Below are 21,618 nucleotides of genomic sequence, written 5' to 3'. Positions count from 1 at the left end.
ATGTGCTTAGAATCCCTGTGGCATGTGTTTAGAACCCCCGTGACACCTGCACCACCACCTTCGTCATTCCCGCGAACGCGGGAATCCATAGCCCAGCCTCGACGCGGTAGCCTGGATTCCCGCTTTCGCGGGAATGACGGCTCACGGGGTGGCAATTCCCGGCCACAGATCGCGCCATTGCGGATTCTGCTTTTCGATCAGGTCGATTTTCCAGGCCCGGTTCCATTTTTTTAGTTGTTTTTCCCGGGTGATGGCCGCGAGCATGTCCGAATGTTGTTCGTAGTAAACGAGGGTATGAACCTGGTATTCCCTGGTGAAGCCTTCGGCAATATCGTTCTTGTGCTCCCAGACTCGCTTGATGAGGTCACTGGTTGCGCCGATGTACAGTGTGCCGTTGCGTTTGCTGGCGAGGATGTAGACCACCGGTTCCTTCATCGTTTCCCCTCCCTGGATTCCCGCTTTCGCGGGAATGACGGAAAAATCGGATATGTCCCAATCTCTTCAGGAACCGGCCCGACATCTGTTCAGAGTCCCTTGTAGCACATCAATTCAGAACTCCTTGTAACGCCTATTCAGAGCCCCAGCAACTTCAGAACCTCTGCTGCAACCTCTGCACCGCCGCCTTCGTCATTCCCGCGGACGCGGGAATCCACAAGTGCCGGATCGATTCTGGCTGGTTCCACCAAAAAATCTCAGCCATTCCCGCGAACGCGGGAATGGCGGAATAATTGGGCATGCTTCTTGATGCCGTGAGGCTGACCCAGCGGGTGATCCCGGTACCTTAACGATTCTCGCCCCTGGATACGCCCATCAATATCTGGTCCAGCCAGCGTGTCGGCAGGATGCGCCGCAGGGTGCCGAACAGATAAGTGGGCACCGTCACGTAGTACCTGGCCCGGGGGCGGGGGCTTTCCAGGGCGTGAATCAGTTGTTTCACCACCGCCTCCGGGGGCAGGGTGAATGGGGCGGCCGGACCCGGTTTGGTCAGGCGCCGTTCCGCCGCGTGGTATTTGTCCCGGAAGACGCTGTTGTCCCGGTCGATGTGGGCCAGGAAGGCCTGATGGGCATTGGCCCGGAAGCGGCTGGAGATGGGGCCGGGTTCGATCAGGGAGACATGCACGCCACTGCCATGCAGTTCCATGCGCAGGGTATCCGTCAGCCCTTCCAGGGCGAACTTGGAACAGGTGTAGGCGCCGCGAAAGGGCAGGGCGATCAGGCCCAGCACCGAGCTATTTTGCACGATGCGTCCTTCCCCCTGGGCCCGCATCACCGGGATCACCCGGTTGGTCAGGTCCAGCCAGCCCAGAACATTGGTTTCCAACTGTTTGCGCAGCACCTCCCGGGACAGATCCTCCACAGCCCCCGGCTGACCGTAGGCGCCGTTGTTGAACAGTCCGTAGAGTCGTCCATCGGTGGCGGCGAGGACCGCCTCCATGGCAGCGGCGATGGAGTCCGGGTCATCCAGGTCCAGGGGCAGGGCCTCGAAGCCTTCCTGTTGCAGCCCCGCCACGTCCTCCGGCCGCCGGGCGGTGGCAAACACCCGAAAGCCCCGTTCTCGCAGCATCCGGGCGGCGCAATGGCCGATGCCGGAAGAGCAGCCGGTGATGAGCACGGATCTGGGGGATGAGTTCAAGGGTGGTCTCCCAAGGGTGTTCCGAATAAGTCATTCCCGACCCTGAATGGGGCATTCCCGGGTTTGAGCCGTCTTGCCCGGTTTGAACCGTCATTCCCGCGGAAGCGGGAACCCAGCGGCAGACTGAAAATCCTGGACTCCCGCTTTCGCGGGAGTGACGGCAATGGGCCTCTACGGCAGCGGGCCTCTACAGCAATGGGCCTCCACGGCAACGGGCCTCCACGGCAATGGGCCTTCATGGCAATGGGCCTGTTCAGGGATTCTAATACGTCAGCACCACGACCCCATCCTCCACCGCTTCGCCGATGAAGGCCCCGCCGCCGCGCTTGCCGTCCAGCTCCGGGATGGCATTGTCGTCATTGAGCTCGTGCTCCGCCATGGCGCCGGCGCAGGCATAGAATCTTGCCCCGGCCTCGTGGGCGTCCCGCATGAAGTCATAGACGGACTTCGTCCGCTGCTTGCCCGTGTAGAGGTTCTCCGCCACCCCCTGCTTGAGCAGTTGGGTAGTCTCGGCTGCGAAGTAGATCTCCACCTCCAGATCCATCGCCGCCGCCACGGCGGCCTGGAAGAACGGCGCCCCCAGGGTGCCGGGGGCCTTGAGACTGGTGTTGAGAAGCATGATGATGACCTTGTCTGCCATGGTGTCCTGGCCTCACGAATCATGGAGGACTGGAAATATTTCCGAACGTCCCCATATGCAATCAGGCACCATTTGTCCGGTGCCCTGAAACACTTTGCGGATATAATCCGGACCTGTCCAGATTCCTGCCCCCGGGGTATTGACCATGCCGATCTACGAATACGAATGCAATGCCTGCGGCCATCGCCTTGAGGCCATCCAGAAGTTCTCCGATGCCCCCCTGGTGGATTGCCCCGAATGCAACAGCCCCGCCCTGCAGAAGCAGATCTCGGCCCCTGCCTTCCGTCTGGGCGGCAGCGGCTGGTACGAGACCGACTTCAAGAGCGGTAACAAGAAGAATCTCAAGGAGGACGGCAAGGCCCCGGCCTGTGGTGCCGACAGCAAGTCCGGCGGCGGTGCCGACGCCTGTGCCGCCTGCAAGGCCGCGAGCTGATTCGTCTTGCATCCCATTCCCACAGGACCGCTGCACACCTTCCGGCGTTATCTGATCGCCGGGCTGGTGGTCTGGGTGCCCTTGATCACCACCGTGGTGGTGATCAAGTTCATCGTCGACATGATGGACCGCACCCTGCTGCTGCTGCCACCGCCCTGGCGACCGGAAAGCCTGCTGGGCTTCACCATCCCGGGTTTCGGGATCGTCGTCGCCCTAGTGATCGTCTTTCTCACCGGTCTGGTGGTGGCCAACCTGGTGGGTCGCAAGCTGGTGGACCTCTGGGAGGCCATCCTGGCCAGGATACCTCTGGTGAGCACCATCTACTCGGCAGTGAAGCAGGTGATGGAGACCCTGTTCGGCGCCGGCGGGGATTCCTTTCGCAAGGTGCTGTTGATCGAGTATCCCCGCAAGGGAATATGGACCCTGGGTTTCCAGACCGGCACCGGCATGGGCGAGGTACAGGAGCGCACCGAACGACAGGTGGTGAGTGTGTTTGTGCCCACCACCCCCAATCCCACCTCGGGCTTCGTCATCCTCGTGCCCAGGGAAGAGGTGATCGAGCTGGACATGAGCGTAGAGGACGGTCTCAAGTTCGTCATGTCCCTGGGTGTGGTGGTCCCCCGTCATCCCCCCAAGGGGAAACCGGGCTGAAAGCCCGCCCTGCGGGCGTTTACTCCGGCTCCCCCAAGACCTTACCATTACCCGTTTTCCCAGAACCGAATCAACCAGCGAAGGCCAGACATGCGTACTCATTACTGCGGCACCGTCGATGAAACCCTGCTCGACCAGGAGGTGACCCTGTGCGGGTGGGTCAACCGTCGCCGTGACCATGGGGGCGTCATCTTCGTTGACCTGCGGGACCGGGAAGGTCTGGTGCAGGTGGTCTTCGATCCGGACCGGGCCGAGGTGTTTCGGACTGCCGAACGGGTGCGCAGCGAATTCGTGCTGCAGGTGCGCGGCAAGGTGCGCCGCCGTCCGGAGGGCACGGTCAATCCCGACCTGCGCACCGGCGCCATCGAGGTGCTGGGCACCGAACTGACCGTGCTCAACACCGCCGATACCCCGCCGTTCCAGCTGGACGAGGACGACGTGGGTGAAGAGACCCGCCTGCGCTACCGCTACATGGACCTGCGCCGGCCGATCATGCAGACCCGCCTGCGCCTGCGCGCTCAGGTGACCGGGGCGTTGCGGCGTTTCCTGGAATCCCACGGCTTCCTGGACATCGAGACCCCCATGCTCACCAAGGCCACCCCCGAGGGTGCCCGCGACTACCTGGTGCCCAGCCGCACCCATCCCGGCAGCTTCTTTGCGTTGCCTCAGTCGCCCCAGCTATTCAAACAGCTGTTGATGATGTCCGGTCTGGACCGCTACTACCAGATCGTGCGCTGCTTCCGCGACGAAGACCTGCGCGCCGACCGCCAGCCGGAATTCACTCAGCTGGATATCGAGACCTCCTTCATGGATGAAGAAGCCATCATGACCCTCATGGAAGAGATGGTGCGCGAACTTTTCGCCCAGGTGTTGGAAGTACCCCTGCCCACCCCCTTCCAGCGCATGACCTATGCCGAAGCCATGCACCGCTACGGCTCCGACAAACCGGACCTGCGCATCCCTCTGGAGTTGGTGGATCTCACCGACGTGATGGCCGAGGTGGAGTTCAAGGTCTTCTCCGGCCCGGCCAAGGATCCCAACGGCCGCGTGGCCGCCCTGCGCCTGCCCAAGGGAGGCGAGGTGTCCCGCAAGGAGATCGACGACTACACCGGCTTTGTCGGTCGTTACGGTGCCAAGGGGCTGGCCTATATCAAGGTCAACGACATCAACGCCGGGCGCGAGGGGCTGCAGTCCCCCATCCTCAAGTTCCTGCCGGACACGGTGGTGGTCGAGATCCTCAACCGCACCGGTGCCGAGGACGGCGACCTGATCTTCTTCGGCGCCGACAAGGCCCGGGTGGTGAACGAGGCCCTGGGTGCCCTGCGGGTGAAGCTGGGCCACGACCGGGGTCTGGTGGCGCGGGGCTGGCGGCCCCTGTGGGTGGTGGACTTCCCCATGTTCGAACAGGACGAGAAGGAAGGCCGCTGGGCGGCTCTGCATCACCCCTTCACCGCGCCGCGTACCGACGATCCGGCGGCCCTGTCCGAGAATCCGGGGCAGCTGGTTTCCCGTGCCTATGACATGGTGCTCAACGGCACCGAGGTGGGCGGCGGTTCCGTGCGTATCCACAACATGGCCATGCAGCAGGCGGTGTTCGGCCTGCTGGGCATCGGCGAAGACGAGGCCCGGGAGAAGTTCGGCTTCCTGCTGGATGCCCTCAAGTACGGCTGCCCGCCCCATGGCGGCATCGCCTTCGGCCTGGACCGCTTGGTCATGCTCATGACCGGCGCCCAGTCCATCCGCGACGTCATGGCCTTCCCCAAGACCCAGACCGCCGCCTGCCCCCTGACCCAAGCCCCGGCCCCGGTCAGTGAGGCCCAGCTGCGGGAACTGGGCATCCGGCTGCGGCAGACGGAGGGAGAGAAGAAGGCGGGCTGACGGAAAGAGCCCCTCTCCCGCCGGCGGGAGAGGGGTTGGGGTGTGAGGGCTTTCCTTTCCCTCCTTATGCCCGAATCAAAAACTTCCCTTTGAGTTGATCCCCTCAAAACCCGCACACTGTCACGGTTCCTGCTAAAAGGAATCCAACAAGATTCACACCAGACAGGTGACGGGATGACCGCATTACCCGCGTTCGAAGACCACGACCGGCAGCAGAGCAAGTACACCACCTGCTACATGTGCGCCTGCCGCTGCGGGATCAAGGTCACGGTGGAGAACAATCAGGTCCGCTTCATCCAGGGCAACCGCAACCACCCGGTCAACAAGGGGGTGCTCTGCGCCAAGGGCAATGCGGGCATCATGAAACAGCAGTCTCCCGCCCGCCTGCGATATCCCATGCGCCGCAAGCCGGGTAGCGAGCGGGGCAGCGGCGACTTCGAACCCATCTCCTGGGACGAGGCCCTCGACCAACTCACTGAACGTCTGGCCCGTATCCGCGCCACCGATCCCAAAAAGCTGGCCTTCTTCACCGGGCGGGATCAGATGCAGGCCCTCACCGGCCTGTGGGCGGCCCAGTTCGGCACCATCAACTGGGCCGCCCACGGCGGTTTCTGCTCCGTCAACATGGCCGCCGCCGGCCTCTATACCATGGGCCATGCCTTCTGGGAGTTCGGCGACCCGGACTGGGAGCGCACCAAATACTTCATGCTCTGGGGCGTGGCCGAAGACCATGCCTCCAACCCCATCAAGGCCGGTATCGACACCCTCAAGCGCCGGGGCGCCAAGTTCGTCTCCATCAATCCGGTGCGTACCGGCTATCAGGCGGTGGCCGATGAATGGGTGCCCATCCGTCCCGGCACCGATGGTCTGTTGGCCCTGTCCATGGTCCACGTCCTGCTGCGCCATGACCGCTTCGACTGGGACTACCTGGTGCGCTACACCAACGCCCCCTGGTTGGTGGTGGACACCCCGGGCCAGAAGGGCCACGGCCTGATCCTGCGGGACCGGGACGGCAACCCCCTGGCCTGGGACCTGGAACTGGGGGACGTGGTGGACGCCTCCCTGCCGGAGATCCAGCCGGCCCTGTTCGGCGACTACACCGCTCCCGACGGCCGTCCCGTGCGCACCGTCATGAGCCTGCTGGCGGAGCGCTATCTGGACGATGCATACGCCCCTGAAAACATCGCTCCCCGCTGCGGCGTGCCTGCCGAGCAGATCGAACGACTGGCCCTGGAAATGGCCCATGTGGCCTTCAAGGAGACCATCGAGATCGAATGCGAATGGACCGATGCCTACGGTCGCACCCACGATCGCTTCGTGGGTCGTCCCGTGTCCATGCACGCCATGCGGGGGATCTCCGCCCATTCCAATGGCTTCCAGACCTGCCGGGCCATCCATCTGCTGCAGATCCTGCTGGGGACCATCGACGTGCCCGGTGGGCATCTGTCCAAGCCTCCCTATCCCAGGCACATCCCCCCGGGCATCAAGCCCGCCCGTGACATGGCGCCCAATACCCCGCTCAAGAGTCCGCCCCTGGGTTTTCCCACCGGCCCCGAGGATCTGGTCATCGACGGGGAGGGGCGCCCCCTGCGTCTGGACAAGGCCTACTCCTGGGACGCCCCCATGGCCAACCACGGTCTCATGCACATGGTCATCACCAATGCGGTGAAGGGGGACCCCTATCCCATCGACACCCTCATGCTTTACATGGCCAACATGGCCTGGAATTCCACCATGAACACCGCCCAGGTGATGGACATGCTGCGGGAGAAGGGGGCGGACGGGGAATACAAGATCCCGTTCCTGGTGGTCTCCGATGCCTTCCACTCGGAGATCGTCAATTTCGCCGATCTGGTGCTGCCGGATACCACCTATCTGGAACGTCACGACACCATTTCCATGCTGGATCGTCCCATCTCCGAGCCCCACGCCGCGGCGGACGCCATCCGTCAGCCCATCCTGGAACCGGATCGGGACGTGCGTCCCTGGCAGGAAGTGCTGGTGGAACTGGGCGGTCGGCTGGGTTTCCCCGCCTTCACCACCCGGGACGGGATCCGCCGGTACACGTCCTACCAGGATTTCATCGTCAATTTTCAAAGGGAACCGGGCATCGGCTTCCTGGCCGGATGGCGGGGCGCCCAGGGGCAGAACAGCCTACGGGGCGATCCCAATCCGAACCAGTGGCAGGAGTACGTGGACCACCAGTGCTTCTTTGTCCATCACCTGGAAGACAGCCAGAAGTATTACCGCTTCTGCAACCGGGACTATCTGGAGCTGGCCCGCCATGCGGGTTGGGTGGGCTCCGTGGAACCCATCATTCTGGAGCTCTATTCCGAGACCCAGCAGCGTTTCAAGCTGGCAGGGCAGGGGCTGTATGACGGCCCCATGCCGAAGCGCCCGGAGCACAAGGCCCGTCTGGTGAATCATTTCGACCCGCTGCCCATCTGGTATCCCCCGCTGGAGCAGGGGCGGATCGACCTGGAGGCCTACCCCTTCCACGCCATCACCCAGCGCCCCATGTTCATGTATCACTCCTGGGACTCCCAGAATGCCTGGCTGCGCCAGATCTGTGCCCAGAACTTTCTCTACATGAACCGGGGCCGGGCCGAGTCCATGGGGATCGCGGACCACGCCTGGGTGTGGGTGGCGTCCCATCATGGCCGCATCCGGGTGCAGGTGAAGTTGATGGAAGGGGTGGCGCCGGATACGGTCTGGACCTGGAACGCCCTGGGCAAGCAGTCCGGGGCCTGGGGGCTGTCACAGGATGCGGATGAATCCCGCAAGGGGTTTCTGCTGAACCACCTGATCTCCGAACTCCTCCCGCAACGGGGGGACGGGCTGGACAGCGTGACCAACTCGGACCCGATCACCGGGCAGGCCGCCTGGTATGACCTGCGAGTCAGCATCACCCCGGCCAAGCCGGGAGAAGTCGGCGCCTGGCCCCGGTTCGAGTCGATCAGGCCGTTGCCGGGGATGCCCGATTCCCCGGATCAGGTGCGATACCGGACCCATCGGCGGGTGAACCTGCGGCGCAGCCTGTGGGATGTGCTGACCCGGGGGAAGGGAAGGTCGTGATTCCGTTGTGCGATTTTGTTCAGGAGTAGCCGATACATGCGACTCGGCCTGGTGATTGACCTGGATACCTGTGTGGGCTGCCATGCCTGTGCCGTGGCCTGCAAGCAGTGGAACACTTCCGGCACCACGGGGCCGCTGACGGATGAGTCCCCCTATGGTGCCGCTCCCACCGGCGTGTGGTTCAACCGTGTTCGTCACTACGAAGTGGGCGACTATCCCCACACCAAGACCGTCAATATGCCCCTGTCCTGCATGCACTGCGACGATGCCGCCTGCGTCACCGTCTGCCCCACCGGGGCTTCCTACAAGCGTCGGGAAGACGGCATCGTGCTGGTGGATCAGGACAAGTGCATGGGTTGCAATCTCTGCGCCTGGGCCTGCCCCTACGGTGCCCGGGAGCTGGACCCTCAGGACGGGGTGATGAAGAAATGCACCCTCTGCATCGACCGCATCTATGATGGCGCCCTGGCCCCGGAGGATCGGCAGCCCGCCTGTGTCATCACCTGTCCGGCCCATGCCCGGCATTTCGGCGACTTCGATGATCCGGACTCCGCCGTGAGCCGCCTGTCCCGGGAACGGGGCGGCCGCAAGCTGATGCCGGAGTTGGGCTACGAGCCCACCAATACCTACCTGCCGCCCCGCAGCGCTCCGACCGTGCCCACGGCGGATGTCCGGCGCGGCAGTCTCATGTCCAACGTGAAGGACTGGGTCAACAAGGCCATTGCCAGGTGAACCCCCATGCATCCCGCACTTTCAGTGATCATCTTCACCGTCCTCTCCGGGGCCGGGTATGGCCTGTTCAGCCTGGTGACATTGCTGCACCTCAGCGGCCGGTATCCTGCCTCGGGGCAGACCGAATTAGTGACCCAGTTGGGTCTGGCGCTGGCCCTGATCACCCTCGGCCTGTTCTCGTCCACCCTGCATCTACATAACCCGAAAAATGCCTGGCGCGCGGTGATGCGTGTGCGCACCTCCTGGCTGTCCCGGGAGGCGGTCTGTGCCCTGAGCTTTTATCCCTTTGCCCTGATCTATCTGTGGCAGGTCCTGCAGGTGGGAGTGGAAGCAGGCCCTCTGATGGTGCTTGTCGGTGGTATTGCCCTGTCCCTGGCCCTACTCACCGTGTTCACCACCGGCATGATCTACGCCAGCCTCAAGACCATTCGCCAGTGGCATACCGCCCTGACACCGGCGAATTACCTGTTGCTGGGTCTGGCCCTGGGGGCGACGGCCCTGGTGGCGGTCCATGCCGGTTTCGGCGGGCGCAGTGAGGGGCTGGTGCTGCTGGCGCTGGGACTGCTGCTGTTGGCCGGGGTGATGAAAGGGCTGTATTACCTGTGGATTCGGGAGGTGAGCGGCCCCAGTCTCAACACGGCCACCGGATTTACCCAGGCGCGGGTCCGCCTGCTGGACCAGGGGCACACGGCGGGGACGTTTCTGACCCGTGAGTTCGGTTTTGATCCGGGGGCAGGGCGGATTCGCCGGGTGCGACTGGGGGTATTCGGTTTCGGGTTTGTGCTGCCGCTGCTGCTGATGGGGATGGTCCTGGGGGGCGGATCATCCCTGTGGCTGGCCCCGGCGCTGATGTCGGCACTGGCCGGGATCGGCCTGGAGCGCTGGCTGTTTTTCGCCGAGGCTCGCCATGGGGTGATGTTGTATCACGGGCTGCAGAGGACTTGAGGCGGGGTTGCGTCCCCTCACCCCAATCCCTCTCCCCCAAGGGGCGAGGGGCTTGATCTCTCCCTTTTCTCTCAAGGCAGAGGGGCGATGTCTCCCTTCTCCCCTTGGGGGAGAAGAGGCGGGGATGAGGGGATGAGGCTCGGCAACGAGCCTCCCTCAACTCAACTCTGCGGCGTGCCTTCGCCGGCCGGCCTTCGCTGTCTGCGGCGCCTGGGCTTACGGGGTGCTTCCGCCATCGGGCCGATCGCTTCCGCAGGAGGTGACGCCGGGGCACCTTCGGTCTTCGGCCTGGGCTTGCGGCGGTTGCCGCCTTCGCCTTCGCCGGAACGGGGCCGGCGCTCGCCGCGGCCGCCGCCCTTGCCCCGGCCTTCCGGGCCGGTGTGCTGGCGCTCGATCTTCGCCGGCGGTTGCGGATCCTTGAGCAGCAACTCCGGGTCCACTGCCTCGGAAAGGATCTTGAAGCCGATGTAGGACTCAATCTCCGGCAGATAGAAGGCCGAGTCTTCGCAGGCAAAGCTGACGGCGTCGCCTTCCGCCCCGGCTCGCCCGGTGCGGCCGATCCGGTGGACATAATCCTCGCCGGACTGGGGCAGATCGAAGTTGAACACATGGGACACATCGGGGATGTGCAGCCCGCGGGCCGCCACATCCGTGGCCACCAGGACCTGGAATTCGCTGGTTTCAAACTGGGCCAGCAGCCGTTCCCGCTTGCGCTGGGGGACGTCTCCGGACAGCAGGGCAGTGCGGATGCCGTTGCCCTGCAGCCAGGCCGTCACCTTTTCCGCCATGTGCTTGGTGTTGACGAACACCATGGAGCGGTCAGGGGTGGAGTGCTTCATGATCCCCAGTAGCAACGGAATCTTCTCTTCGTTGCCGGGGTAGTAGACCACCTGACGCACCCGTTCGGCCGTGACCTGTTCATCCTGGGTCTGGACCTTCACGGGGTTGTTCATGTGCTCGTAGGCCAGTTCCATCACCCGCCAGGAAAGAGTGGCGGAAAACAGCATGGACTGGCGCTCGGTGGCCGGGGTCATGCGGCGCAGCAGGAAACGCACGTCCTTGATGAAGCCCAGATCGAACATGCGGTCGGCCTCGTCAAGGACCAGAACCTGGGAGCGCCTGAGATCAAAGACCTTCTGCTTGAAGTAGTCGATGATGCGCCCCGGGGTGCCGATGAGAATATCCACGCCGTCGGTGAGTTGCTTGCGCTGCTTGTCGTAGTCCGTGCCGCCGTAGGCCAGGCCCAGGGTCAGGCCCGTGTGGGCGCTCAGTACCAGGGCATCCTTGTGAATCTGGATGGCCAGTTCCCGGGTGGGTGCCAGGATCAGGGCCCGGACCTGATTGGGGCGCCGGTCTTCCGGGGTGGGATGCCGGAGCAGGTGGGTCAGCACGGTGATCAGAAAGGCCGCGGTCTTGCCGGTGCCGGTCTGGGCCTGGCCGGCGACGTCCTTGCCCTGGAGGGCATGGGGCAGGGAGAGGGCCTGGATGGGGGTGCAATGGGAGAACCCGGCGTCTTCCAGCCCCCGGCGTACCGGTTCGGGAAGATCGAGTTTTGAGAAACTGGTCTCGGAAAGATGTTGGTCCGTCATGGAGATGGGGCCTTTCCTCGCGATATCATTGAAGTAGACTTGAAATGCCGATCCCGATGGGATTCAATCTAGCGGCGCGTCGTGTCCTCGGGGATCTGGTGCCCGTTGGGTCGACGCCGACATTCTAACCGGAGGTCAACTGTAGTGAGTGAAAACATCACCTATGTCACGGACGCGAGCTTTGAGGACGATGTCCTCAAGTCCGAGCAGCCGGTACTCGTGGACTACTGGGCGGAATGGTGCGGCCCCTGCAAGATGATCGCCCCGATCCTTGACGAGATTGCCGCCGAGTATAACGGCAAGCTCAAGGTGGCCAAGCTGAACATCGACGAAAATCCGGCCACGCCCCCCAAGTTCGGCATTCGCGGCATTCCCACGCTGATGCTCTTCAAAGGCGGCAACGTGGAGGCGACCAAAGTGGGGGCGTTGTCCAAGTCCCAGCTCACCGCCTTCATCGACCAGAACATCTGAGTGATGCTCGGCGTCCAACCCGTACAAAACGGGCTGGACGCCCTGTGGATTGCATGTTAACGTAACGGACATAAAAATCGTTCATGCCTTGCTGGCTGCCCGCTCGGGCGGCATCCCTTCTCGAATTCAGATCCGACCGAACCCTAAACCGGTTTCCCAGGCCATTCCTTGTGGGTCCGCCCTGTCCGCCTGAAAACTTTCATAGACAACCCCTCCCTCGAATCTCTATATGAACCTCACTGAACTCAAGCGTAAATCGGCCTCCGAGCTGGTAGAACTCGCGCAGTCCATGGAACTTGAAGGGATGGCGCGGGCACGAAAACAGGACATCATCTTTGCGATCCTGAAGTCCCACGCCAAGAGCGGCGAAGACATCTTCGGGGACGGGGTGTTGGAGATCCTGCAGGACGGTTTCGGATTTTTGCGGGGTGCGGACAGCTCCTACCTGGCGGGGCCGGATGACATCTATGTCTCCCCCAGCCAGATCCGCCGCTTCAGCCTGCGCACCGGCGATACCATCTCCGGCAAGATCCGCCCGCCCAAGGAGGGCGAGCGCTATTTTGCCCTGCTGAAGGTGGACAAGATCAATTTCGAACCGCCGGAAGCCGCCAAGCACAAGGTCCTGTTCGAGAATCTGACCCCCCTGCATGCCTCTCGGCGCATGCGCATGGAGCGGGGCAACGGCTCCACCGAAGACATCACCGCCCGTGTCATTGATATCGTCGCCCCCTTCGGCAAGGGGCAGCGCGGCTTGATCGTCTCCCCGCCCAAGGCCGGCAAGACCCTGATGTTGCAGAACATCGCCCAGAGCATCGCCACGAACCATCCCGAGTGCTATCTCATCGTCCTGCTCATCGACGAACGTCCCGAGGAAGTGACGGAGATGTCGCGCATGGTGCAGGGTGAGGTGGTGTCCTCCACCTTCGATGAGCCCGCCAGTCGTCATGTGCAGGTGGCCGAGATGGTCATCGAGAAGGCCAAGCGCCTGGTGGAGCACAAGATGGATGTGGTGATATTGCTGGACTCCATCACCCGCCTGGCCCGCGCCTACAACACCGTGGTGCCGTCTTCCGGCAAGGTGCTCACCGGTGGGGTGGATGCCAATGCCCTGCATCGTCCCAAGCGTTTCTTCGGCGCCGCTCGCAATATCGAGGAAGGGGGCAGCCTGACCATCCTGGCCACCGCTTTGGTCGATACCGGCTCCAAGATGGATGAAGTGATCTACGAGGAGTTCAAGGGTACCGGCAACATGGAGGTCCATCTGGATCGCCGGATTGCCGAGAAGCGTGTCTACCCGGCCATCAACATCAACCGTTCCGGCACCCGTCGCGAAGAATTGCTCACCGATCCGGAAGAGTTGCAGAAGCTGTGGATCCTGCGCAAGTTCCTGCACCCCATGGACGAGTTGGAGGCGATGGATTTCCTGCTGGGCCGTCTGCAGTCCACCAAGACCAACAACGAATTCTTCGACATGATGAAGCGCAGCTGAGGCTGCGCTTCACGGCTTTTCCTTCCTGTGGACTTACTCCCTGGACTCCCGCTTTCGCGGGAGTGACGGTAAAGCCCGGGAGTGACGGTAAAGGGAGTTCCCTCACGTCATTCCCGCGCAAGCGGGAATCCAGCGACGGACTTACCCCCTGGACTCCCGCCTTCGCGGGAGTGACGTGGCAGGGGTAGTCGCGGCAGTGAGGTGGCCGGTCAGGCCGCTCAGACCCACCCTTCCGGTGAGACCCCCCAGATCTCCTGAGCGTATTGCATCACCGTGCGGTCAATGGAGAAATACCCCATCCGCGCCGTGTTCAGCATCGCCTTGCGGATCCACGCATCCTGATTTTGATACAGACCATCCGCCTCTTCATGGGCACGGACATAGTCCGCGTAATCCGCCAGCACCATGTACTGGTCCTGGGTCAGCAGGTTATGGACCAGATCCCGGTAGCGTCCCGGCTCCTGGGGTGAGAAGAAACCATCGTGAATCATGTCCAGGGCGCGGCGCAATTCTTCATTGGACTCGTAGAAATCCCGGGGGCGATAACCTTCCCGCTTGAGTCGTTCCACTTCATCGGCATTCATGCCGAAGATGAAGATATTGTCTTCTCCCACCGCCTCCCGGATCTCGATGTTGGCCCCGTCCAGGGTCCCGATGGTCAAGGCACCGTTCAGGGCCAGCTTCATGTTGCCGGTACCCGAGGCCTCGGTCCCTGCGGTGGAAATCTGCTCCGAGAGATCGGCCGCCGGGATGATCACGCTTGCGCTGCTCACATCGTAATTGGGCAGGAAGACCACCTGCTGCTTGGTATTCATTGGGTCATGATTCACCACATCGGCCACATCATTGATGAGGCGGATGATCTGCTTGGCCCGGGTGTAGGAGGGTGCCGCCTTGCCGGCAAACAGGGTGACCCTCGGCACCTGATCGTCGGCACGTCCTTCCCGTATCCGGTTGTAGAAGGTGATCACGTGCAGCACATTGAGTAGCTGCCGCTTGTACTCGTGGATACGCTTGATCTGGACATCAAACAGGGCATCCGGGCTGATGGTGATGTTGGCCTCTCTTTGCACCAATGCCGCCAGACGTTCCTTGTTAAGACGTTTTACCTGCTGGAATTCGTTGCGAAAATCCGAGTCATCCACCAGAGGCTCCAGCTTCTTGAGCTGCTCCAGGTCCATGGTCCACTCGTCGCCGATATGCCGGGTAATCAGGTCGGCCAGCGCCGGGTTGGCCTGGTTCAGCCAGAGCCGCGGTGTGATGCCGTTGGTGATATTGACGAAACGCTCCGGCCACAGACGATAGAAGTCGTTGAACAGGTTCTTTTTCAGCAACTCCGTATGGAGCGCGGCCACGCCGTTGACCATGTGGCTGCCCGCCACGGCCAGGTGGGCCATGCGCACCTGACGGCCATGGTCTTCATCAATGATGGACAGGCGCCGGACGATGTCGTTATCACCGGGGAAGTTGTGGCGGACCTCATTGAGGAAATGGAAGTTGATGTCATAGATGATTTGCATGTGGCGGGGCAGGACCCGCTCCATGAGCGTCACCGGCCAGGTTTCCAGGGCCTCGGGCATCAGGGTGTGGTTGGTGTAGGAAAACACGCCCCGGGTGATTTCCCAGGCCCTCTGCCAGGGGACATTGTGGGTGTCCAGCAGCAAGCGCATGAGTTCGGCAATGGCGATGGCCGGGTGGGTATCGTTGAGCTGAATGGCCACCTTGTCCGGCAGAGATTCGATGGGGTAGTCCAGTTCGCCGTGGCGGTGAAGGATGTCCTGGATGGAGGCGGAGACAAAGAAATACTCCTGCTTCAGGCGCAGTTCCCGGCCGATGGCGGTGGCATCGTTGGGGTAGAGCACCATGGAGATGGTCTCCGACTCGATCTTTTCCTGCACCGCGCGGATGTAATCGCCTTCGTTGAAATAGTCCAGATCGAAGTCCCGGGTGGCCTTGGCCGCCCATAGCCTCAGGTTATTGGCGTTCTTGTTGCCGAAGCCGGGGGTCGGGTAGTCGTAGGCCATGGCGATGACTTCCTCGCCATCCTCCCAGTGATAGCGGGGCTGCCCTCGCTCCCGGTGTTCCACCACATAGCCGTAGAAATGCACGGGGAAGATCTTCTCCGGCCGGGGAAACTCCCAAGGGTTGCCGTAACGCAGCCAGTTGTCCGGGTGCTCCACCTGCTCGCCGTTCTCGATGCCCTGGTGGAACATGCCGAATTCATAGCGGATGCCGTAGCCGTAGCCGGGCAGGCACTGGCTGGCCATGGAGTCGAGGATGCAGGCGGCCAGCCGGCCCAGCCCGCCATTGCCCAGGGCGGCATCGGATTCCATGTCGATGATCTCGTGCAGGCTCACACCCATCTCTTCCAGGGCTTCGCAACAGGCCTCGTAGAAACCCAGGTTCATGAGGCTGTTCACCAGCATGCGGCCGATGAGGTATTCCATGGACAGGTAGTAGACCCGCTTGACCTGTTCCTGGTCGAACATGCGCTTGGTGTACATGCGCCGCTCGATGATGCGCTCCCGGGCGACCAGGGAGACGGCATGGAGCCAGTCCCGGTGGGTGGCGGTGAGGGGGTCCTTGCCGACGATGTGGATCAGGGCGTCACGAATGGACTCCTTGAGTGAGTCCTTGTCGCAGGGCAGGGGACGAGGGTCGTATTCGTGGACCATTTCCAGGGTTTTCATGGTGCTCCTGCTCTTGAGGCTTGGGTCGGTTGAGGTATCCCTACTACTTACTAACCCATCCGGGATCAAAAATAAAATCGCGGATGGGTTAGCCGGCTCCCCGGGCATTACTCCCGGGCCACTGCCCGATACCCGATATCCGTCCGGTAGTAGACATCATCCCAGCTCAGCTGCTTCGTCAGCGCGTAGGCCCGGGCCTGGGCGTCACTGACCCGCTCGCCCAGTCCCACGGCACACAGCACCCGTCCGCCCTGAGTGACCACGCGGTCGTCCCTGAGGGCCGTGCCTGCATGGAAGACCTTGGCGTCCTCGGCATCGGTGTCCGGCAGACCCCGAATTTCATCTCCCTTGCGGTAATCGGCGGGATAGCCGCCGGCGGCCAGCACCACCCCCAGGGCGGCGCGCGGGTCCCAATCGGCCTCCGTCCGGTCCAGGCGACCCGCCAGGGCGGCCTCCAGCAGTTCAATCAGATCCGAGCGCAGCCGCATCAGAATGGGCTGGGTTTCCGGGTCGCCGAAGCGACAGTTGAATTCCAGCACCTTGGGGATGCCCTGGGCGTCGATCATCACCCCGGCATAGAGAAAGCCGGTGTAGGGGGTGCCTTCGGCCGCCATGCCCCGCACCGTGGGCAGGATCACCTGGCTCATGATGCGCGCATGGATCTCGGGGGTGACCACCGGGGCCGGGGAGTAGGCGCCCATGCCGCCGGTGTTGGGGCCCTGGTCGCCGTTGTCCCGGGCCTTGTGGTCCTGGGACGTGGCCATGGGCAGTACATGCTCGCCGTCCACCATGCAGATGAAGCTGGCCTCCTCGCCGCTCAGGAACTCCTCGATCACCACCCGGTGACCGGCCTCGCCGAAGGCGTTGCCCGCCAGCATGTCGCGAACCGCGGCTTCCGCTTCCGCCAGGGTCCGGGCCAGGATCACCCCCTTGCCGGCGGCCAGGCCGTCGGCCTTGACCACGATGGGAGCACCCTGGGCGCGCAGGTAGGCCAGTGCCTCGTCCAGATCCGTGAAGCTGCCGTAGGCGGCCGTGGGGATCCGGTGACGGGCGAGAAAGTCCTTGGAGAAGGCCTTGGAACCTTCCAGGCGGGCGGCGTCCTTCGACGGGCCGAAGATGGCCAGGTCCTCGGCCCTGAAGGCGTCTACGACCCCGGCCACCAAGGGGGCCTCGGGGCCGACGATGGTCAGGTCGATGCCTTCCGTCCGGGCAAAGGCCAGCAGGCCGGGGATGTCCTCGGCGCCGATATCCACGTTACGGCAACCCGCTTCCCGGGCCGTGCCCGCGTTGCCGGGGGCCACGAAGACCGTTTCCACCCGGGGCGACCGGGCCGCCTTCCAGGCCAGGGCATGTTCGCGGCCACCGCCGCCGATGATGAGAATTTTCATCGTGTTCTCCTCGCTAGCCCCAAGAATCAATGCCGAAAATGTCGCATGCCCGTGAACAGCATGGCCATGCCGTGCTCATTGGCCGCCTGGATCACTTCTTCGTCCCGCATGGAGCCGCCGGGCTGGATCACGGCGGTGATGCCGGCCTCGCGGGCGGCGTCGATGCCGTCGCGGAAGGGGAAGAAGGCATCCGAGGCCATCACCGAGCCGGCCACCTGCAGGTTCTCGTCGGCGGCCTTGATGCCGGCGATGCGGGCGGAGTACACCCGGCTCATCTGGCCGGCGCCGACGCCGATGGTACGGCCGTCCCGGGCGTAGACGATGGCGTTGGACTTGACGAACTTGGCCACCCGCCAGGCGAACAGCAGATCCGCCTTTTCCTGGTCGGTGGGGGCGCGCTCCGAGACCAGCTTCAGGTCGGATTCGCCGACTTGGCCCAGGTCCCGGTCCTGCACCAGCAGGCCGCCGTTGACCCGCTTGAAATCCCAGCCGCCGCTGGCTTCACCCCACTGGCCGCAGGCCAGCAGACGCACGTTGGGCTTGCCGGAGACGGCCTTGACGGCCTCCGGGGAGACCTCGGGGGCGATGATCACCTCCACGAACTGCCGTGCCACGATGGCCTCGGCGGTCTTGCCGTCCAGGGGGCGGTTGAAGGCGATGATGCCGCCGAAGGCGGAGGTGGGGTCGGTGGCAAAGGCCAGGTCATAGGCAGCCAGGATGTCGGCGGCCACGGCCACGCCGCAGGGATTGGCGTGCTTGACGATGACGCAGGCCGGGGCCTCGAACTGCTTCACGCATTCCAGGGCGGCGTCGGTGTCGGCGATGTTATTGAAAGACAGGGCCTTGCCCTGGATCTGGCGGGCGGTGGCCACCCCGGCCTCGGCGGGATGACGCTCCCGATAGAAGGCGGCGGACTGATGAGGGTTCTCGCCGTAGCGCAGGTCCAGGCTCTTTTCGAACTGCAGGGACAGGGTGCCGGGGAAGGGCGCGCGGGTCTGTTCGTCCTGCACGCCGGTCAGGTAGTTGGCGATGGCGCCGTCATAGCGGGCGGTATGGGCAAAGGCCTTGGCCGCCAGCTCAAAGCGCAGGGCATGGGGCAGGCTGCCGTCGCCGGCGGCCAGGGCCTCCAGCACCCGGTCGTAGTCGGACGGGTCCACTACGATGCCTACATGGGCATGATTCTTGGCCGAGGCACGCACCATGGCCGGACCGCCGATGTCGATGTTCTCGATGGCATCTTCCAGGCTGCAGCCGGGGCGGGCCACGGTGGCCTCGAAAGGGTAGAGGTTCACCACCACCAGATCGATGGGGGGGATGTCGTGGGCCTGCATGGCCTCATCGTCCATGCCCCGGCGGCCCAGGATGCCGCCGTGGATCTTCGGGTGCAGGGTCTTGACCCGGCCGTCCATCATCTCGGGGAAACCGGTATGGGCCGAGACCTCCTTGACCGGGATGCCTTCTTCCATGATGAGTTTCGCGGTGCCGCCGGTGGAGAGGATCTCGATGCCCCGCGTCGCCAGTGCCTGGGCAAAGGGCAGCAGGCCGGTCTTGTCGGAAACGCTGATGAGCGCGCGGGTCACGGGTCGGGAAGTTGCTTGGGTCATGGGCTCGGCCAGTCTGGTGATGACAAAAAGACTGGGAATTATACGCACCCGCGGGAAGCCAAGGCCACCGGCGGTCGTGGATCCGGTGAGGGAAGCGGGCAAAAAAAAGCGCGGCTTGAGGGGGCCGCGCCAAAACCACCAAAGGAGGATGGAGGAGTATACCGAATGCGGAGAGATCCGCGAGACGATATGGGTCTAATATCGTATGCTGCACTGCACATGTCAAGGCGGGTGGATATTTTTTTTGCATGTGCCGACAGGCGGCGCTCCGGCAAAGACCGGTGGTTTTCCCGGCGCGGCGGCGGTGATCCGGTCTAGATCCTCAAGCGTTCCACCACCCGGCCATGCTGCAGGTGCTCGTCCACGATCTCGTCGATATCCTTTTCATCGACAAAGGTGTACCACACCCCTTCCGGGTAGACGACGGCCACGGGGCCTTCGTTGCAACGATCCAGACAGCCGGCGGCGTTGACCCGCACGCCGCCCCGGCCATGAATGCCCAAGGCCTTGGCCCGCTGCTTGGCGTGATCGCGCAGGCGGGAGGCCTCGAAATGCTCGCAGCAGTTGCCGTCTTCCCGGCAGTTGGTGCAAAAAAAGATGTGTCGCTTGAAGTGGCTCATCTCGATTCCGGCTTCCAGATCAGGGGCTTCGTTAAACAGGGATTGAACAGGCTCTCACCACAGGTCGTAGACCAGATTCACCGAGGTGGTGGTGTCGGTGTTCCTGCGGTCTGCCGGTACATCCGTATTGTGCTTCACCGTCAGGGACAGGCGCATGGAAAATTTGGCATTGATGCGCATGCGCAGGGCGGCGACGGACTCGATTTCCGTATTCTCCTCGCCGGCCTGGATCAGCAGGTCTTCGGTGAAGCGGGTGTTGTCGCTGATGCGATGGTCAAGGGCCCCCACCAGGCGCAGGATGATCTCGTCCTCCTGGTCGCCGTTTGCCGGCTGGTCCTGACGCAGACCGGCGCCGGCCTCCAGGTGCAGGCGTGTTTGCGGCGAATCCACCACCCGGCGGCCATAGCCGGTGGCCAGGCTGCGCTGATATTCGTAACCGCTGAAGCGGTCCCGTTCCGCCCGGAGGGCGCCGAACAGATAATCTCGGTCCGAGACCTTGTGATCGCTCTGGAAGGCCCCCAGGTAGCGTTCCTTGGTGGTGGTGCCGTCTTCCGAGGCCAGATGTCCCTCCAGCTGCAGGGTATGCCGCCACAATGCCCGTTCATGGCGGATGCGCGTGCGGGCATTCAGACTGTCGGAGTCGGTATTGCCGCTGGTCAGGATGGCTCCCAGTTCCGCCTGCCCGCTCCAGCCTGTGCTGTTACCCCAGTCTCCGGCCTGAAGCGGCAGGGAGATGAGTGGCAGGAGCAGGCTGATACAATACGGGGAAAGCTCTTTGAAACGCATTACCAGGCAAAATTCGAATGTTCATTGGGCCGCATACTCTAACAGATCCCGCTTTTGCCGCCGGACCGCGTAGGCCCGCTGAAATCCGAGCCCTGTCAAGCCATGAGTCACTCTGAAACCTTGCGGGATACCGATCGCTGCGTGAAGTGCGGTCTGTGCCTGCCCCATTGCCCCACTTACCGGGTCACCCGGAATGAAGGGGACTCGCCCCGCGGCCGCATCACCCTCATGCAGGGCCTGATGAGTGGCGCCCTGACGGATGATGCCGCTGTGCGTCGACACCTGGACGGATGTGTGGGCTGTCGTGCCTGTGAGGCGGTCTGTCCCTCCGGGGTGCCCTTCGGCAGTCTGATGGATGCGACGCGGGCCACCCTGATCCCGCCGGCGCGAGGCGGCGGTCTGGTCAGGGGGTATCTGCTGCGCCATGCCGGGGCCCGGCGCGCGGCATCCGGTGGTCTGCGGGTGGCCGGGCACCTGGGGCTGGGGAAACTGGCGGGTATGATGGGCAGGGGTGACCGGCCGGGGCCGGCCCGTGCCGCGGCCTATCTGCCGGATGTGGCCGCCCCGCCACGGTTCCCCCCGGCGGATGCCCCCGCGGTCGGCGGTCGCGGTGCGGTGTCTCTGTTTGCCGGCTGTACCGCAGAGACCTTTGACGGGCCTTCGCTGGAGGCGGCTGCCCGGATACTGGGGTGCCTGGGTTACCAGGTCAGTGCGCCTGCAGGGCAGGTGTGCTGCGGGGCGCTGGATCACCATGCCGGTCGCACCCGGGCCGCGGCGGGGCTTGCCGGGCGCAATCAGACCGCCTTTGCCGGGGTTTCGCATCCCGTCCTGTGTCTGAACAGTGGCTGTCGCGTCCATTTGCAGGCTGCCGGGGGATTCGGTGACCGCGTGACGGGCCTGTGCCGGTTGCTGGCGGACGTGGATCTGGCGCCGCTTCACCTGATCGACACCCCCCTGAGGGTGGTCTTCCATACCCCCTGCACCCTGCGGCATG

The 21,618-nt window shown here is 63.6% G+C and carries 18 protein-coding genes; 9 read left to right on the top strand and 9 right to left on the bottom strand.

Features of this window, described 5'->3' with window-relative positions; genetic code table 11:
- Positions 1 to 141: 141 nt before the first annotated feature.
- The 3 genes from LQ952_RS11520 to LQ952_RS11510 all read right to left on the bottom strand — a co-directional run bounded on the left by LQ952_RS11520 (position 142) and on the right by LQ952_RS11510 (position 2,273).
- On the bottom strand, positions 142 to 435 hold the full coding sequence (locus tag LQ952_RS11520) for a GIY-YIG nuclease family protein (protein ID WP_238622789.1): 294 nt from the start codon (positions 433 to 435) through the stop codon (positions 142 to 144).
- Positions 436 to 781: 346 nt separating this feature from the next.
- Positions 782 to 1,633 (bottom strand): SDR family oxidoreductase, encoded by an 852-nt coding sequence (locus LQ952_RS11515; RefSeq protein ID WP_238622788.1) that lies wholly within the window; start codon positions 1,631 to 1,633, stop codon positions 782 to 784.
- 262 nt (positions 1,634 to 1,895) lie between these two features.
- Positions 1,896 to 2,273, bottom strand: coding sequence for a DsrE family protein (locus LQ952_RS11510; protein ID WP_238622787.1), 378 nt, complete (start codon positions 2,271 to 2,273; stop codon positions 1,896 to 1,898).
- A 145-nt stretch (positions 2,274 to 2,418) separates the two neighbouring features.
- Here LQ952_RS11510 and LQ952_RS11505 point away from each other — a divergent pair, with 145 nt between their 5' ends.
- The 6 genes from LQ952_RS11505 (at position 2,419) to LQ952_RS11480 (ending at position 9,987) form a co-directional block, all read left to right on the top strand.
- Positions 2,419 to 2,706 carry an FmdB family zinc ribbon protein gene (locus LQ952_RS11505; RefSeq protein WP_238622786.1) on the top strand — a complete coding sequence of 96 codons (288 nt, stop codon included), beginning with the start codon at positions 2,419 to 2,421 and terminating at the stop codon, positions 2,704 to 2,706.
- 6 nt (positions 2,707 to 2,712) lie between these two features.
- Positions 2,713 to 3,357 (top strand): DUF502 domain-containing protein, encoded by a 645-nt coding sequence (locus tag LQ952_RS11500; RefSeq protein ID WP_238622785.1) that lies wholly within the window; start codon positions 2,713 to 2,715, stop codon positions 3,355 to 3,357.
- 90 nt (positions 3,358 to 3,447) lie between these two features.
- The gene (gene aspS, locus LQ952_RS11495; RefSeq protein WP_238622784.1) at positions 3,448 to 5,235 is read left to right on the top strand and encodes an aspartate--tRNA ligase; all 1,788 of its coding nucleotides are present in this window, start codon (positions 3,448 to 3,450) and stop codon (positions 5,233 to 5,235) included.
- A 174-nt stretch (positions 5,236 to 5,409) separates the two neighbouring features.
- Positions 5,410 to 8,310 carry a molybdopterin oxidoreductase family protein gene (locus tag LQ952_RS11490; RefSeq protein ID WP_238622783.1) on the top strand — a complete coding sequence of 967 codons (2,901 nt, stop codon included), beginning with the start codon at positions 5,410 to 5,412 and terminating at the stop codon, positions 8,308 to 8,310.
- Positions 8,311 to 8,346: 36 nt separating this feature from the next.
- Entirely contained in the window at positions 8,347 to 9,042 is a 696-nt protein-coding gene (locus LQ952_RS11485; RefSeq protein ID WP_238622782.1) for a 4Fe-4S dicluster domain-containing protein, read from the top strand.
- 6 nt (positions 9,043 to 9,048) lie between these two features.
- Positions 9,049 to 9,987 (top strand): dimethyl sulfoxide reductase anchor subunit family protein, encoded by a 939-nt coding sequence (locus LQ952_RS11480; protein WP_238622781.1) that lies wholly within the window; start codon positions 9,049 to 9,051, stop codon positions 9,985 to 9,987.
- A gap of 161 nt (positions 9,988 to 10,148) precedes the next feature.
- On the opposite strand, the gene rhlB is transcribed toward LQ952_RS11480, so the two are convergent.
- On the bottom strand, positions 10,149 to 11,576 hold the full coding sequence (gene rhlB / locus LQ952_RS11475; RefSeq protein WP_238622780.1) for an ATP-dependent RNA helicase RhlB: 1,428 nt from the start codon (positions 11,574 to 11,576) through the stop codon (positions 10,149 to 10,151).
- A 144-nt stretch (positions 11,577 to 11,720) separates the two neighbouring features.
- Between rhlB and trxA the strand changes: the two genes are divergently transcribed.
- Positions 11,721 to 12,047: a thioredoxin TrxA gene (gene trxA, locus LQ952_RS11470; protein WP_238622779.1), complete on the top strand. Its 327-nt coding sequence runs from the start codon at positions 11,721 to 11,723 to the stop codon at positions 12,045 to 12,047.
- Positions 12,048 to 12,276: 229 nt separating this feature from the next.
- Positions 12,277 to 13,536, top strand: a complete 1,260-nt coding sequence (gene rho / locus LQ952_RS11465) for a transcription termination factor Rho (protein ID WP_238622778.1) — start codon at positions 12,277 to 12,279, stop codon at positions 13,534 to 13,536.
- A 218-nt stretch (positions 13,537 to 13,754) separates the two neighbouring features.
- On the opposite strand, the gene LQ952_RS11460 is transcribed toward rho, so the two are convergent.
- The 5 genes from LQ952_RS11460 to LQ952_RS11440 all read right to left on the bottom strand — a co-directional run bounded on the left by LQ952_RS11460 (position 13,755) and on the right by LQ952_RS11440 (position 20,624).
- Positions 13,755 to 16,226, bottom strand: coding sequence for a glycogen/starch/alpha-glucan phosphorylase (locus tag LQ952_RS11460; RefSeq protein ID WP_238622777.1), 2,472 nt, complete (start codon positions 16,224 to 16,226; stop codon positions 13,755 to 13,757).
- A 107-nt stretch (positions 16,227 to 16,333) separates the two neighbouring features.
- On the bottom strand, positions 16,334 to 17,614 hold the full coding sequence (purD, locus tag LQ952_RS11455) for a phosphoribosylamine--glycine ligase (RefSeq protein WP_238622776.1): 1,281 nt from the start codon (positions 17,612 to 17,614) through the stop codon (positions 16,334 to 16,336).
- 26 nt (positions 17,615 to 17,640) lie between these two features.
- Positions 17,641 to 19,218, bottom strand: coding sequence for a bifunctional phosphoribosylaminoimidazolecarboxamide formyltransferase/IMP cyclohydrolase (gene purH / locus LQ952_RS11450; protein WP_238622775.1), 1,578 nt, complete (start codon positions 19,216 to 19,218; stop codon positions 17,641 to 17,643).
- A 314-nt stretch (positions 19,219 to 19,532) separates the two neighbouring features.
- Positions 19,533 to 19,838, bottom strand: coding sequence for a (2Fe-2S) ferredoxin domain-containing protein (locus LQ952_RS11445; RefSeq protein ID WP_238622774.1), 306 nt, complete (start codon positions 19,836 to 19,838; stop codon positions 19,533 to 19,535).
- A 54-nt stretch (positions 19,839 to 19,892) separates the two neighbouring features.
- Positions 19,893 to 20,624 carry a DUF481 domain-containing protein gene (locus LQ952_RS11440; RefSeq protein WP_238622773.1) on the bottom strand — a complete coding sequence of 244 codons (732 nt, stop codon included), beginning with the start codon at positions 20,622 to 20,624 and terminating at the stop codon, positions 19,893 to 19,895.
- A gap of 102 nt (positions 20,625 to 20,726) precedes the next feature.
- Here LQ952_RS11440 and LQ952_RS11435 point away from each other — a divergent pair.
- The coding region (locus LQ952_RS11435; RefSeq protein WP_238622772.1) for a (Fe-S)-binding protein at positions 20,727 to 21,618 on the top strand (892 nt) is incomplete at its 3' end.

Origin of the sequence: Ectothiorhodospira lacustris, assembly GCF_022227785.1 — a bacterium.
In the GTDB taxonomy this organism is placed as follows: Bacteria; Pseudomonadota; Gammaproteobacteria; order Ectothiorhodospirales; family Ectothiorhodospiraceae; genus Ectothiorhodospira; species Ectothiorhodospira lacustris.
Note: the sequence above shows the minus strand (reverse complement) of the source record. Positions and strands in the feature narration are given on the sequence as shown.